The 15,024-nt window shown below is 62.1% G+C and carries 12 protein-coding genes; 5 read left to right on the top strand and 7 right to left on the bottom strand.

The features are described from left to right. Positions 1–131: 131 nt before the first annotated feature. The gene (gene rmuC, locus H097_RS02545; RefSeq protein WP_167360828.1) at positions 132–1,496 is read left to right on the top strand and encodes a DNA recombination protein RmuC; all 1,365 of its coding nucleotides are present in this window, start codon (positions 132–134) and stop codon (positions 1,494–1,496) included. Between the two features lie 61 nt (positions 1,497–1,557). Here the strand turns inward: rmuC and H097_RS02550 are convergent, their stop codons facing one another. From H097_RS02550 to H097_RS02560, 3 genes are all read right to left on the bottom strand, one after another. Continuing rightward, on the bottom strand, positions 1,558–5,028 hold the full coding sequence (locus tag H097_RS02550; RefSeq protein WP_032857066.1) for a PAS domain-containing hybrid sensor histidine kinase/response regulator: 3,471 nt from the start codon (positions 5,026–5,028) through the stop codon (positions 1,558–1,560). A gap of 104 nt (positions 5,029–5,132) precedes the next feature. After that, positions 5,133–5,519 (bottom strand): YbaN family protein, encoded by a 387-nt coding sequence (locus H097_RS02555; protein WP_032857067.1) that lies wholly within the window; start codon positions 5,517–5,519, stop codon positions 5,133–5,135. A gap of 20 nt (positions 5,520–5,539) precedes the next feature. Next, positions 5,540–6,127 carry a YecA family protein gene (locus H097_RS02560; protein ID WP_032857069.1) on the bottom strand — a complete coding sequence of 196 codons (588 nt, stop codon included), beginning with the start codon at positions 6,125–6,127 and terminating at the stop codon, positions 5,540–5,542. Positions 6,128–6,401: 274 nt separating this feature from the next. Here H097_RS02560 and recQ point away from each other — a divergent pair, with 274 nt between their 5' ends. Both recQ and H097_RS02570 read left to right on the top strand, forming a co-directional pair. Continuing rightward, complete coding sequence (gene recQ / locus H097_RS02565; RefSeq protein ID WP_032857071.1) at positions 6,402–8,531, top strand: DNA helicase RecQ; 2,130 nt, start codon at positions 6,402–6,404, stop codon at positions 8,529–8,531. 121 nt (positions 8,532–8,652) lie between these two features. Then, a complete protein-coding gene (locus H097_RS02570; RefSeq protein WP_032857073.1) occupies positions 8,653–9,087 on the top strand; it encodes a MarR family transcriptional regulator in 435 nt (144 codons plus the stop codon). 79 nt (positions 9,088–9,166) lie between these two features. On the opposite strand, the gene H097_RS02575 is transcribed toward H097_RS02570, so the two are convergent. Then, the gene (locus H097_RS02575; protein WP_032857075.1) at positions 9,167–11,356 is read right to left on the bottom strand and encodes a patatin-like phospholipase family protein; all 2,190 of its coding nucleotides are present in this window, start codon (positions 11,354–11,356) and stop codon (positions 9,167–9,169) included. Between the two features lie 84 nt (positions 11,357–11,440). Between H097_RS02575 and H097_RS02580 the strand changes: the two genes are divergently transcribed. Next, a complete protein-coding gene (locus tag H097_RS02580) occupies positions 11,441–11,728 on the top strand; it encodes a SelT/SelW/SelH family protein (RefSeq protein ID WP_032857076.1) in 288 nt (95 codons plus the stop codon). A gap of 38 nt (positions 11,729–11,766) precedes the next feature. On the opposite strand, the gene H097_RS02585 is transcribed toward H097_RS02580, so the two are convergent. The 3 genes from H097_RS02585 to H097_RS02595 all read right to left on the bottom strand — a co-directional run bounded on the left by H097_RS02585 (position 11,767) and on the right by H097_RS02595 (position 13,910). Continuing rightward, positions 11,767–12,048 carry a hypothetical protein gene (locus H097_RS02585; RefSeq protein ID WP_032857078.1) on the bottom strand — a complete coding sequence of 94 codons (282 nt, stop codon included), beginning with the start codon at positions 12,046–12,048 and terminating at the stop codon, positions 11,767–11,769. A 128-nt stretch (positions 12,049–12,176) separates the two neighbouring features. Further along, positions 12,177–13,058: an EamA family transporter gene (locus H097_RS02590; RefSeq protein WP_032857080.1), complete on the bottom strand. Its 882-nt coding sequence runs from the start codon at positions 13,056–13,058 to the stop codon at positions 12,177–12,179. Between the two features lie 93 nt (positions 13,059–13,151). After that, positions 13,152–13,910 carry an AraC family transcriptional regulator gene (locus H097_RS02595; RefSeq protein ID WP_032857081.1) on the bottom strand — a complete coding sequence of 253 codons (759 nt, stop codon included), beginning with the start codon at positions 13,908–13,910 and terminating at the stop codon, positions 13,152–13,154. A gap of 134 nt (positions 13,911–14,044) precedes the next feature. On the opposite strand from H097_RS02595, the gene H097_RS02600 reads away from it, so the two are divergent. Continuing rightward, on the top strand, positions 14,045–14,854 hold the full coding sequence (locus H097_RS02600; protein ID WP_032857082.1) for a UDP-2,3-diacylglucosamine diphosphatase: 810 nt from the start codon (positions 14,045–14,047) through the stop codon (positions 14,852–14,854). The last annotated feature ends 170 nt before the right edge of the window (positions 14,855–15,024 follow it).

The raw sequence follows: 15,024 nt of genomic DNA on the forward strand, positions 1-15,024 counted from the left end.
TAATGGCAGGAATGGCTATGGCTTTTGACTGGACCAGTGTTGCGCTGGGTCTCGCCGCTGCGGCGTTGCCTTTGTTGGTCCTGTGCTGGCAGATCCAGCGCCGCCTGAATGCACGCAGCGCCGGTTGGGAGCTGTTGGAGGAGCGCCTGGCTACGGCGCAGATGGCCCAGGAAGGATTGGCCGCGCAACTGGACGCCAGTCGTGACGAAATCAGCGACCTGAGCCAGGCCAATGCGGCGAAACAGGCGGATCTGGCAGCGGTGCGCCGGGAAGTCGAGTTGCTGCAGATCGACCGCGATAACGCACGTGATGCGGCCCACGCCTGGAACATCGAGCGCTCCGGCAAGGAAGGGGAACTGCGTCGCCTGGACGCCTTGTCGGCCTCCCTGCGCGCCGAACTGCGCGAGCAGCAGGACAGTCATCAACAGCGCCTCAACGACCTGCAAGGCTCGCGGGATGAACTGCGCGCGCAGTTCGCCGAGCTTGCGGGGAAAATCTTCGACGAGCGCGAGCAGCGGTTTGCCGAAACCAGCCAGCAGCGCCTGGGGCAATTGCTCGACCCGTTGAAGGAGCGCATCCAGTCGTTCGAAAAACGCGTGGAAGAAAGCTATCAGAACGAGGCGCGCGAGCGTTTTTCCCTGGCCAAGGAGCTGGAGCGCCTGCAGCAATTGAACCTGCGCCTGTCGGACGAAGCCACTAACCTCACCCGCGCCCTCAAGGGGCAGAAGACCCAGGGTAACTGGGGCGAGTTGATTCTGGAGCGGGTGCTGGAACATGCGGGCCTGGAGAAAGGCCGCGAGTACCAGACCCAAGTCAGCCTCAAAGGCCCGGATGGCGAGCGTTTCCAGCCGGACGTGCTGATCATGTTGCCGGGCGACAAGCAGGTGGTGGTCGACTCCAAGGTCAGCCTGACGGCCTATCAGCAGTACGTGGCGGCCGATGACGAGGTGATCGGCCAGGTTGCCCTCAAGCAGCACGTATTGTCGCTGCGCAACCATGTCAAAGGCTTGGCCGGCAAGGACTACAAGCGGCTGGAAGGCTTGCATAGCCTGGATTTCGTGTTGTTGTTCGTGCCTATCGAGGCGGCGTTTTCCGCCGCGTTGCAGGCCGAGCCGAACCTGTTCCAGGAAGCCTTCGACCGCCATATCGTGATCGTCAGCCCGACCACCTTGCTGGCGACCCTGCGGGTGATCGACAGCCTGTGGAAGCAGGAGCGGCAAAGCCAGAACGCCCGGGAAATCGCCGAGCGCGCCGGCTGGCTATACGACAAGTTCGTGCTGTTTATCCAGGATCTGGATGAAGTGGGCAATCGATTGCAGCAGTTGGATAAGGCTTACAGTGCAGCGCGTAATAAACTTACAGATGGTCGCGGAAATCTGGTCAGCCGGGTCGAGCAGTTGAAGCTGCTGGGGGCGCGTGCCAGCAAAGGCTTGCCGTCCGAGCTGCTGGAAAAAGCGATGACTGATGAAGATGGCGTCGCCCAACTCCCTGACTAAACGCAGAACCCCAATGTGGGAGCAGGCTTGTGTGGCATTAGGGCAAGCCAGCTCCCACACGTTACAAAGGCAGATGCCGGTTCAGCAGCGCCCGCAACGCCGCCGGCTTCACCGGCTTGGCCAGGTAGTCCAGCCCCGCTGCGTGCACCTCGGCCACCATCTCCGGCCGGCCATCGGCGCTGATCACCACCCCCGGAATCGGCTCCGCCAGTTGTGCGCGCAGCCAGCCCATCAACTCGGTCCCCGTCTCGCCATGGTCCAGGTGGTAATCCACCAGGGCCAGTTGCGGGCGCATGCCTTCGGCCAGCAACGCCGCGCATTGCGCCTGGTCGCGTGCGGTCCAGACCTGGCAGCCCCAGCGACTCAACAGGCTGCGCATGCCAATCAGGATGCTGTCTTCATTGTCCACGCACAGCACCTGGGCGCCACTCAGTGGCAGGCCCTTGTCCGGCGCGGCTTGTACCTGCAAGTGGGTCTGCGCCTTAGCCAGCGGTACGCTGACGCTGAACACGCTGCCTTTGCCGGGCCACGAGCGCACGCGCAAGCGGTGGCCGAGTACGCGGCACAGCCCGTCAGCGATGGCCAGGCCAAGCCCCAGACCCTTCTCGGCACGGGTCTGGTGGCTGTCCAGGCGCTTGAACTCTTCGAAGATCACTTTCTGTTTATCCAGCGGAATGCCCGGGCCACGGTCCCACACCTCCAGGCGCAGTTCGCCGCGACGCCGACGTACACCCAGCAGCACCGGGCCGTGGGCATAACGGAAGGCGTTGGTCAGGAAATTCTGCAGAATCCGCCGCAGCAGCTTGATATCACTGTCGACGCGCAAGCGGCTGCCACGCAGGCGGAAGCGCAAGCCTTGCTCCTGGGCCAGCACCTTGAACTCCGCACCCAGTGCGTCGAACAACTCACTCAAGGCAAACGGCTGACGCTGGGGATTGATCTTGCCGTTTTCCAGGCGCGAGATATCCAGCAAATCGCTGATCAGGTCTTCGGCCGAGCGCAGCGAACTGTCCAGGTGCTGCACCAATTGCCGGGCCTCGCCGGACAAGCCTTCGCTCTGGTGGGAGAGGGCAGCGGAGAACAGGCGTGCCGCGTTAAGGGGCTGCATCAGGTCATGGCTGACGGCGGCGAGGAAGCGGGTTTTCGACTGGTTGGCCGACTCGGCCACGCCTTTGGCATCGGTCAGGGCAACATTGAGTTGCGACAGTTCATGGGTGCGTTCGGTGACCCGCTGTTCCAGGCCTTCATTGGCCTCGGTCAGGGCCTGTTCGGCCTCGCGGAAGGCGGTGATGTCGGTGAAACTCATGACGAACCCACCACCGGGCATCGGGTTGCCGATCAGTTCGATCACCCGGCCGTTGGGAAATAGCCGTTCTGAGGTATGCGCGCGGCCCTGGCGCATCCAGTGCAGGCGCCGCGCCACGTGGACTTCGGCTTCGCCCGGGCCGCACAGCCCGCGCTCGGCGTTGTAGCGGATAATGTCGGCAATCGGCCGGCCGACGCTGATCAGGCCGTCGGGGTAGTTGAACAGCTCCAGGTAGCGGCGGTTCCAGGCCACCAGCTTGAGGGACTGATCCACCACGCTGATGCCTTGGGTGATGTTCTCGATTGCGCCTTGCAACAGCGCTCGGTTGAACTGCAGCACTTCGGAGGCTTCGTCAGCGATACGGACTACGTCCTCCAGCTGCATTTCGCGGCCTTCAATCGCCGCTTTCACCACCGCCCGCGTGGATGAGGCACCCAGTACGCCCGCCAGCAGCCGCTCGGTGTGGGCAATCCAGTCGTTGTCGGCATTCTGGTTGGGGTTAAAACCTTTGCCTTGGCGGTAGGCAAAACGGATGAAGCTTTGCTGCGCCCGTTCTTCGCCGACAAAACGCGCAGCCAGGCTCAACAGGTCATTGATCTGCACCGACAGCATGGACCGCGCACTGGCACGCTGGCTGGTTTCCTGGCCGATAAACCGCCCGGCCTGCCAATGCTCCGAGACCCGTGTGCGCGACAGCACCGAGACCCAGGCAAACAGGGTGAAGTTACCGGCCAGGGACAGCACCACGCCCTGGGTCAGCGGTGTGATCGGCAGCCCCAGCGGGTTGCCATGCAGCCAGGCCAGCCCCGGGAAGATATCCAGTGACCAGCCCAGGCTATGGGCGGCAATCGGCAACACCAGGGTGTAGAACCACAGGAAGGTGCCCGCCGCCAGGCCGGCAAACACGCCGCGACGGTTGGCCTGCTTCCAGTACAGCGCGCCGAGCATCGCCGGTGCCAGTTGGGTTACGGCGGCAAAGGCGATCTGGCCGATGGTCGCCAGGCTGGCGGTGGAGCCGAGCAGGCGATAGCTGACATAGGCCAACAGCAGAATAATCACGATGCTGACCCGGCGCACCGAGAGCATCCAGTGGCGGAAGACTTCGAATGGGCGCTCGGCGTTGGTGCGGCGCAGCAGCCACGGCAGCAGCATATCGTTGGACACCATGGTCGACAGCGCCACACTGGCGACGATGACCATACCGGTCGCTGCCGAAGCACCGCCGATAAATGCCAGCAGCGCCAGGGCCGGATGGGCTTCGGCCAGGGGCAGGCTGATCACGTAGGAGTCTGGCAGCACTGAGCTTGGCAGCAGCATCTTGCCGCCCAGGGCAATCGGCACCACAAACAGCGCGGCCAGCACCAGGTAGGCTGGGAAGACCCACTTGGCCAGGCGCAGGTCCTGGGGCTCGATGTTCTCCACCACGGTGACGTGGAACTGCCGGGGCAGGCAGATAATCGCCATCATCGCCACGCCGGTCTGTACCACCATCGACGGCCAGTTGACGGTCTCTTTCCAGTATTCCTCCAGCCTCGGCGCGAGCATCGCCTGGCTGAACAGGTCGTTGAAACCGTCGTACAGGCCGTAGGTGACAAACGCGCCGACGGCGAGGAATGCGAACAGCTTGACCAGGGATTCAAAGGCAATCGCCAGCACCATGCCACGGTGGTGCTCGGTGGCGTCGAGGTTGCGGGTGCCGAACACAATGGTGAACAGCGCCAGCACCAGGGACACGATCAGGGCGGTGTCCTGGGCCCGTGTGCCGGTGGCATCGGCGCCGGCGCCAATCAGCAGGTTGACCCCCAGCACGATGCCTTTGAGTTGCAGGGCAATATAAGGCAGCACGCCGACCAGGCAGATCAGCGCCACCACCACCGCCAGGGACTGGGATTTGCCATAGCGCGCAGCGATAAAGTCAGCGATGGAGGTAATGTTCTCCTGCTTGCTGATCAGAATCATCTTTTGCAGGACCCAGGGCGCCAGCACCAGCAGCAGTACGGGGCCCAGGTAGATCGGTAAAAATGCCCACAATTGTTCTGCGGCCTGGCCCACAGCGCCAAAGAAGGTCCAACTGGTGCAGTACACCGCCAGCGAGAGGCTATACACCCACGCACGCACCCGTGGCGGCAGCGGCGCGTGGCGGCGGTCACCGTAGAAGGCGATGGCAAACATAATGGCCATATAGGCCAGGGCAACGGCGGCGATCAGCCCGCTGGACAGCGTCATGAGTACTCCGGACATAAGAACACCCAGGCATTCCAGGCCCGGGGCGACAGTCTCGCATGATGCTCGGGGTTAGTCAGTGTCGACGAAGGTCGTGTAGGGGGGGCCTACAATCGTGGCGGCAGGGTTTTCTGGCGCAGGATGTAGATTTTCACCAGCACCGCACTGGTCAGCATGAATCCACGTGCCCAGGGCAATGGCACCAGGTAACAGGACAGACCGATGCTCAACCACATCAGGCCGATGGCGTACACCTTGCCCTTGAGCGGGATGCCGTTGCCATCCAGATAATCCCGAATCCAGGGGCCCAGGCGCGGATGGTTGACCAGCCAGTGGTAGAAACGCGGTGAGCTGCGGGCAAAGCAGCCGGCAGCCAATAACAGGAAGGGGGTGGTCGGCAAGACCGGCAGGAAGATCCCGATCACCCCGAGTGTGACGCTCAACCAGCCAATGGCCAACAGTGCGTAGCGCACAATCGGGGAACGGTTGCCCATGGGCGCCACGGGCGGGGGACTCAGTGGTGGCGAGGCTTGAGGATCGCCGGTTTTTCGTCGGGGGCGTTGCACAGCAGGTACAGGGCGGTCAGTGCTTCCGGGATCTGTACGATCATGTCGTCCATCAGGTTGGCATCGCTGGCGATATCGGCGAACTCAGGTTGGTCGTCGAACAGACCGGAACCGACCATGATCGGCAGCAGCATTTCGCTGACTTCTTCTTCGGCGGTTTCGAACCAGGCCGCTTCGCGCAGGAACACGCCTTCCATGAAACCGATGCACCAGCCGCGCAGGTCGGAGTCATCCGGCTCCTCGCCGAGGTCGAGGTCGCATGGCAGCTCGAATTCTTCATCGGACGCCAGTTGGCGGGAGATGTGGGCCTTGAGCTGGACCAGGGTTTCTTCGATTTCGGTGCGCTGGGCCTCGTCCTTGTAATGAGGTTCTTCGGCGAACAGCGCGTCGATCCATTCGCGATCAGGTACCGGCTCCGAGCAGATCGACAGCGCGGTCAGGTAGCCGTGGGCGGCCACATAGTCCAGCGCCTCGTCATGCAGCTCATCGGCATCGAGGAAGGCTTGCAGGCGGTTTAGTTGCTCAGCGAAGGACATTGAAAGACTACCTTGGGAATAAACGATGCTGAATTCTAGGCTTTCTTGAGCGTGCAGGCCAGCCGCACTGCATATTTGCAAGGTTTTCAGATGGGCCGCTATTCGTCAGTGGCGCCCTTTGCCGCAGAGTGCTCGGGTATACTGCCGCGTTTTGTGATGCCCCTGCAGGCCGGAGGTGGTTGCGGGAAAAGTTCGCTTACGGATTATTTTCCGGCCGGGCGCGCTTTTTCAACCAGCCTGTACAGAGGGATTTCGGTGGAATTTGGAGTTTTTCATGCTTGAACAGGCTCAACGCGTCCTCAAGGACATCTTCGGCTACGACAGCTTTCGTGGCCGCCAGGGTGCGATCATTGAGCGCGTGGCCAGCGGTGGTGATGCGCTGGTCCTGATGCCTACCGGTGGCGGCAAGTCGTTGTGCTTCCAGGTGCCTGCATTGTTGCGCGAAGGGCTGGCAGTGGTGGTCTCGCCGTTGATCGCGCTGATGGACGATCAAGTGGCTACCCTGGAAGAACTGGGTGTCGCCGCCGCTGCATTGAACTCGACCCTGAGCGCCGAACAGCAACGCGACCTGGCCGCGCGGATCCGCCGTGGTGAAGTGAAGATGCTCTACCTGGCGCCCGAGCGCCTGGTGCAGCCGCGGATGCTGGCGTTTTTGCAGAGCCTGGAAATCTCCCTGTTCGCCATCGACGAGGCCCACTGCGTGTCCCAATGGGGTCACGATTTCCGGCGTGAATACCTGCAACTGGGGCAACTGGCCGAACTGTTCCCCAATGTGCCGCGCATCGCCCTGACTGCCACGGCCGACAAGCGCACCCGCGAAGAAATCGTCGAGCGCCTGCACCTGCAGAATGCCGAGCGTTTTCTCTCCAGCTTCGACCGTCCCAATATCTTTTATCGCATCGTACCCAAGGAGCAGCCGCGCAAGCAGTTGCTGGCGTTCCTTTCGGAGCGGCGCAGCGATGCCGGCATTGTCTACTGCCTGTCGCGCAAGAAGGTCGATGAAGTGGCCGCGTTCCTCTGTGAGCAGGGCTATCCCGCATTGCCGTATCACGCCGGCCTGCCCAACGAGTTGCGGGCCTATCATCAGAAGCGCTTCCTCAACGAGGAAGGCCTGATCATGGTGGCGACCATTGCGTTCGGCATGGGCATCGACAAGTCCAACGTGCGCTTCGTTGCGCACATGGACCTGCCCAAGTCCCTTGAGGCGTACTACCAGGAAACCGGGCGTGCCGGCCGTGACGGCCTGCCGGCGGATGCCTGGATGGTCTACGGCCTGCAGGATGTGGTGATGCTCAAGCAGATGCTGCAGAACTCCGAAGGCGATGAGCGCCACAAGCGCCTGGAGCAGCACAAGCTTGATGCCATGCTGTCGCTGTGTGAAGAGACCCGCTGCCGTCGCCAGACCCTGCTCGCGTATTTCGACGAAGACATGCCCCAGCCGTGCGGGCATTGCGATAACTGCGTGGACGGCGTGCAGACCTGGGATGCCACCGAGCCGGCGCGCCAGGGCCTATCGGCGATCTTCCGTACCGGCCAGCGTTATGGTGTTGGTCATCTGGTCGATGTGCTGCTGGGCAAGGACAACGAAAAAATCCGCAGCTTTGGTCACCAGCACCTGTCGGTGTATGGCGTGGGCAAGGCGCGTGCCGAAGGCGAATGGCGCTCGCTGTTCCGCCAGATGGTGGCCCGTGGCCTGGTGGATATCGACCTCGAAGGCTATGGCGGCTTGCGCCTGAACGACAGTTGCCGGCCACTGCTCAAGGGCGAGGTCAGCCTGGAGCTGCGCCGCGACCTCAAGCCGCAGACCACTGCCAAGTCCAACAGCACCAGCCAGGCCAGCCAACTGGTGCGTGGCGAAGAACGCGAACAGTGGGAAGCCCTGCGTGCATTGCGCCGCAAGCTGGCGCAAGAGCATAGCGTGCCGCCTTACGTCATCTTCCCCGACTCCACCTTGCTGGAGATGTTGCGCGAGCAGCCCACCACCATGGCCGAAATGGCCAGGGTCAGTGGTGTTGGCGCGCGCAAGCTGGAGCGTTATGGCCAGGCCTTCCTGGAAGTCCTTGGCGGCCAGGCCGAGGCGCCGAAGGAAGTCGCCGATATCCGCCACGAGCTGATCAGCCTGGCCCGTGCCGGTATGACACCGATCCAGATTGCGGGGCAGTTGCAGTGCTCGGAAAAGAACGTCTACACCTTGCTGGCCGAGTCCATCGGCAAGCAGCAACTGTCACTGGAGCAGGCCCTCGACCTGCCGGAAGACTTGCTCGGTGAAATCCAGGACGCGTTTCTCGACGGCGAAGGCGAATTACCACCTGTTTCCGATATAGCGCCGCTGTTTACCGGCCGGGTGCCCGAGGGCGTTTTGTACTGCGTACGGGCCGCTTTGCAGTCGGAATTCGAGATTTGATGCGTCAATTACGACAATGTAACGAATCAGTACATTGCAAACCTTGCCTACTGTCATGGGTCATGCTTAGCTGACTAATAATTAGCCACACTTTATTTTCAGTCTAACCCATGAGTTTTTTATGCCGTTAACCGATCAACACCGTTTTGGCATGCAGCTGGCGCAAATGTCCCGTGGCTGGCGCGCCGAACTGGATCGCCGCCTGGCGGGGCTGGGTTTGTCCCAGGCACGCTGGCTGGTACTGCTGCATCTTGCCCGCTTTGAAGAAGCGCCGACCCAGCGCGAATTGGCACAGAGTGTCGGGGTGGAAGGGCCCACATTGGCGCGTTTGCTCGATAGCCTGGAAGGCCAGGGCCTGGTGCAACGCCAGGCTGTGGTGGAAGACCGGCGTGCCAAGCGCATTGTGCTGTGTGATACCGCACGGCCATTGATCGAGCAGATCGAGACGATTGCTACTGCCTTGCGCCAGGAACTGTTCGTCGGTGTTGATGAAGAGGATATGCGGGTGTGCATGCGGGTGCACGGGCACATCCTGGCTAATCTGGAAAAGACCTGAGCCGACTACGCCGCTGATCAAAATGTGGGAGCAAGCCCGCTCCCACACAAGTTCGCTCCACATTGGTTAATGTGTTGTTTTAGAAGGTCTGGCCGAGGTTCAGGTACACCGCCTTCTGATTGTCATCATTAAACCCATAGCTGAAATTCAACGGCCCCAGCGGCGTATCGAACCCGAGGAAGATGCTCGCGGCATTGATGTAGCCACTGTCGAATTCATTGTCGTTGTTCCACGCCCGCCCGCGTTCCAGGGAGGCGCCCAGGTACAGTGGGAAATCCAGTGGCAAGTACGAACGTGGGGTCAGGCGCCGGTAGTAGACGGCGCGCATCAGGCTGATGTTCTGCCCGGAAATCGCATCCTGGCGGAACCCTGACAGTTGTCGCGCACCACCCAGCAGGAAGCTGGAGATCACCACGTCCGAATCGTCCAGAGTGCGCCCATAGCGCCCGCCCAGCACCAGGGTGTCCGGACCGTGGCTCATGGCCTTGTCCAGCTTGAGCTCCCATTGCCGGTAGCGCTGGTCAGAGCCCAGGCCCGGTTCGAATTCACGGTAGGCCAGGCCAATATCCTCACCCGTATGGGGGAAGTACACGTTGTCCAGGGAGTCGAACGAGTACTTGAGCTCATAGAAGCCCTCGCTGAAGCTCACACTTGGCAAGTCGCGGTCGCCGATGCGCACATCGGCCTTGCCCCAGGCTTCGCCGACGCCGAAGCGAATTTCGCCGTTGTTACCAATCTGTCGGCCGACGTTCAGGCCAAAACCATAGCGTTCCAGACGGTATTCGGAGATCGGATCGTTATCCAGGATCAGTTCGACGTTTTGCGCCTGGGCGCTGATATAGGGCGCGACGAAATAGCGTGAGCCGGTATCCATCGGCTGATAGAACTCGCTGTACAGCTCCTGGCGATCACCGATCTGCACCCGTGTCAGCCATTCGGCACCGAGGCGGTTGATGCCATTGACGCGGTAGCTGGCGCCAAGGTTGAAGGCACTGTCACCGCGCATATCATCGGACAGGTTGAGCCCCAGGCGCAGGTAGTCGGTGCCGCTGCGTTTACCGCGCGCGCTGATGACCAGGGTGTTGTCCGGACCTTTCTTCACCACCCGGTATTGCACCTGCTCGAAGTAATCCAGGCCGTACAGGGTGCCCATGTCCGATTGCAGGCGGGCCAGGTTCAGCGGTTCGCCGATCGGCTGGCGGATGTAGTAGCGGATCACGTCGTCGCCGACTTTCGAGTCGTTCTCCACCCTGATCGCGGTCACTATCGGGTTACGTTGGCCGGGCGTGCGGGCGGCGGTCAGTTCGGCATCCACTGAGCCTGTGGGGCGCAGGCGTGCCAGGCGGGTATCCAGCGCGCGGGTGGCGCGGTAGCCGGCGTCGATCATGTCCTCGGCGCGGCCAAAGTCGGTCACGCCATAAGCGGCCAATGGCGGCTGGATCAGCACGTCGCCGGGCTGCAGGGCCTTGAGTTGTTCTTCGGAGTTCTTGCGGGTCATCAGGGTGATGGATTGGTTGAGTACGTCCACCACCGTCGCCAGTTGCTTGCGGCTGCGCAGCGGCGTGCCGATATCCACCACGATGGCGATATCGACCCCCATCTCCCGCGCCACATCCAGGGGGATGTTGTCGGTCATGCCGCCGTCCACCAGCAGGCGGCCGTCCAGCTCCACCGGGGCGAACACCGCTGGGATCGACATGCTGGCGCGAATCACCTGGGGCAGGTGGCCTTTGCGAAACACCACTTTTTCGCCACTGGTGATATCGGTGGCCACGGCGCGAAAGGGGATTGGCAGTTTGTCGAAGTCGCGGGTGTCGCTGCTGTGGGCGAACATGCTTTCGAGCAACAGCGCCAGGTTCTGGCCCTGGATCACGCCCAGGGGCAGGCCGAGGCTGCCATCGTCGCGAAAGCTCAGCTTCTGCTTGATCAGGAAGTCCCGATCATCCTGCTTGCGCCGGAACGGTACGTCTTCCCTGGGCGGGGCATCGGACAATGCCAGTTGCCAGTCGATGCTCAGTGCGAGCTTTTCCAGTTCGTCGATCTTGTAGCCTGACGCATAGAGCCCGCCAATCACCGCGCCCATGCTGGTGCCGGCAATGGCGTCGATGTGAATACCTTGCTCCTCCAGGGCCTTGAGCACACCAATGTGCGCCAGGCCACGGGCGGCGCCGCCGGAGAGCACCAGGCCGATCTTCGGGCGTGGTGCTTCAACGGCTTGGGCAAGGAGAGGGAGCAGGCACAGCAGCAGGCAGGACAACAGGCGGCGCATCATCAATCTCGGGGCTGGACGGCAAAGGTCGGTATTATAGCCATCCGATTCCCCTGTCTCGTCATCTCAGGAGTTCTTCATTTTATGTCTGCGTCCAAGCCCGAGATTGTTATCACCTATTGCACCCAGTGCCAGTGGCTGCTGCGCGCCGCGTGGCTGGCCCAGGAACTGCTGAGCACGTTTGCTGACGACCTCGGCAAAGTGGCACTGGAACCGGCGACCGGCGGGGCATTTCGGATTACCTGTGACGGCGTGCAGATCTGGGAGCGCAAGGCCGATGGCGGGTTCCCGGAGGCCAAGGTGCTCAAGCAACGGGTGCGCGACCAGATTGATCCGCAGCGCGACCTGGGCCACAACGATCGCGTGCAGTAAAAGGCACTGCCGGCGCTGGGCCGGCAGTGACGGGCGGTTTATTTGGCCGCCATCTTGTTTTTGATCCAGCCGACGACAAACGTCAACACCAGGCCGCCCACGCCCCCGCCGACGATATTGCTGCCGACGGCGGCAATATCCAGCGCGCCCCCGGCGGGCATGCCAGTGATGGCTGCGAGGATCTGCCCCAGCACCAGGCCGCCGACGCCGCCGACCACGGTATTGAGCCCGGAGCCCAGGCCTTGCTTGCTCAGGCCAGCGATATTGCCGCCGACTGCGCCACTGATGATCTGAATGATCAGGGTGATGAACATGTCCATGGTGAAACTCCTGCGTAACGTTAGGGGAGTGACCACTCGCATGCAGCAACTTCAAGGACCACGGCTGTCGTCGAGGAGTCTGTATCCGTTGAACGACTGCTGACTGTTGCGGATACAAAAAGTATAGATCAGGCCACGACTGCCGGCTGTTTGGCCTTGGCGGGGCGGCTCATCAGGCCGGAGACGACGATGGCGGCAATGATCAGCGTGCCGCCGAGCAGCATGCGCAAGGTCGGGTTTTCGCCAAACAGCAACCAGGCCACGGTGATGCCGTACACCGGCTCCATGGCGAACACCACCGCCGCGGTGCGTGCCTTGAGCACTTTGAGGCTGGCGACAAACAGGCTGTGGGCCAGGCCGGTACAGAACACCCCCAGCAGACCGATCCACAGCCAGTCCAGGGCGCGCACTTCGCTGAGACCGGGTGCGGCAACGGGCAATAGGCACAGCGCCACCACCACGTTCTGGCACAGTGCGGCCTGTACCGGCGGGATGCTGCCGCTGGCCCGGTTGTTCAACGACAGCAGCGAGAACAACAGACCGGAGGCCACGGCCCAGATCAGGCCGCTGGTGGCCTGGCTGGCGAGGTCGAAGTCCGGGGTGACCAGCACCAGGCCGATGCTGACCAGCACCACCAGCACCATTTCATTGGCGCGGATCCGCTCGCGGAAGATCAACCCTTCGAGAATCACGGTGAACGCCGGGAACGTGGCAAAACCCAACGTTGCAATCGCCACGCCGGCCACTTTCACCGCAATAAAGAAACTCACCCAATGCCCGGCCAGCAGCAAGCCGCTGAGCAGCAGGCGTCGCAGGTCGGCGCTGTAGAGTTTTTGCCACGGCGTGCTGCTGGCAAAGCGCGCGAACAGCGCCAGGGCGAGCACTGCGAAAGCGGCGCGACCAAACACGATAATGCTCGGCGAGGCGGCGGCGAGCTTGCCGAAGACGCCGGTGAGGCCAAACATCAATGCACCAATATGCAGGGCGCCGAGGGCAGTGCGCGGAGTCATGACAGTCCTTAAAACAGTAAACAGGCAGGCATCCAGTCTAGAGCGGCGTGCGCTGGGGTGTCTGTCGTGGGAATCGCCGGTTTTATCGCAGGACTAGCGCCCGTTGTCGAGCCGACGCAGGGCTCCGGGAGAGTGGCCGAACGCACGCAAGACAGCGGCAGCAAATGCGCTTTGCGAGCCATAGCCGACCTGCGCAGCGATCTCGCCAATCGGCAGGAGGGTGTCGCGCAGCAGCCCACGGGCCATTTGCAGGCGACGGGTGCGAATATAGTCCATGGGCGTCAGCCCGCATTCGGCGATAAAACGTGCATGGAGGCGGGCGACGGAGATATCTGCCAGGCGCGCCAGATCCGCGACTTGCAGCGGGTAGGCTGCATGCCGGTCGATATGGGCGTTGAATGCGCCATAGGGCAGGCGTCGTGCCCCTTGCTGGGCGGGCGATTGGCCATTGAGGGTTGCCAGCAGCAAGACCGCGCCTTGCTGGGCGATCAATGGGTCGTCCAGTGTGCTACCCGCCAGCCAGTTGACCAATTGGCCTTGCCGGGTATCCAGTGTCACCCGTTGCGGTTGATCCAGCAGGCGCCGGCTGGCATCCGCGTGTTCGCCCAAAGATTGCACCAGCCAGTGTTCGTCGGGCACATCCAGCACCAGGCATTGGCTGCCCCGGGGGCTGCCACAGCTGTGATGGGTGGAGAAGGGCAGGACCATCACCCCTTGCGGGCGGATTTCGCCGCCGATGCCTTCCACCTCGAAATCCAGGCAGCCGGCCAGGCCGAACACCAGTTGCGCATGGTCGTGGCTATGGGCAATCAGATCATGGGTGTAATGGCGTAGCGTGAGGGTCGGTCTCATCGCAATCTCCCGGGCAGGCCGGCAGTTTACACCGAGCGATGAGTGGCAGGCGCTGTCATCTGACTGACGCAAGACTGTCATGGGCTATTAATTGCCCGGGAGCAAGCTGGCGAAAACACCCTTGAGGTATGCCCATGACCAGCGCCGAGCTCGCCAAACCCAGCCGCAAGCAACGGGTTCGTACCCTGTGGATCTCCGACGTGCACCTGGGCACCCGGGATTGCCAGGCCGAACACCTGTCGCAGTTCCTCAAGGGCTACCACGCCGACAAGGTGTACCTGGTGGGCGATATCATCGACGGCTGGAAAATGCGCGGCGGCATGTATTGGCCCCAGGCCCATACCAATGTGATCCGCCGCCTGCTGACCATGAGCAAGCGCGGCACCGAGGTGATCTACGTCACCGGTAACCACGACGAGTTCCTGCGCCGCTATTCAAAGCTGATCCTGGGCAATATCCAGTTGGTCGACGAAGCGGTGCATGTGACCGCCGATGGCCGGCATCTGCTGGTGATCCACGGCGACCAGTTCGACGTGATCACCCGTTACCACCGCTGGCTGGCGTTTCTTGGCGACTCTGCCTACGAATTCACCCTGACCCTCAACCGCTGGCTGAACCACTGGCGGGCGCGCTACGGCTACGGTTACTGGTCGCTGTCGGCGTACCTCAAGCACAAGGTGAAAACTGCGGTGAGCTTTATCAGTGACTTCGAGGAAGCCATCGCCCATGAAGTGACCAAGCGCGAGTTGCACGGCGTGGTGTGCGGGCATATCCACCACGCGGAGATTCGCAAGGTGGGCGAGGTGGACTACCTCAACTGCGGGGATTGGGTGGAGTCGTGCACGGCATTGATCGAGCACTGGGATGGGCATATCGAGCTGTATCGACTGGCGGATGCCCAGGCCAAGGAGGCGCAGGTCAAGGCCGAGATGGTTGCGGGCTGAAAATCGCCTCGGTCAAAAAATGTGGGAGCGGCGGTGCGACGATTCGACTTGCTCGCGAATGCGGTGGGTCAGTGATGGATAGGTTGACTGATACACCGCATTCGCGAGCAAGCCCGCTCCCACATTGTGGACTGCCCCCGAAAAGTTGGACAGTTTCAGCTAGCAGCCTC

The sequence above is a fragment of the Pseudomonas sp. FH4 genome (assembly GCF_000510915.2).
GTDB lineage: Bacteria > Pseudomonadota > Gammaproteobacteria > Pseudomonadales > Pseudomonadaceae > Aquipseudomonas > Aquipseudomonas brenneri.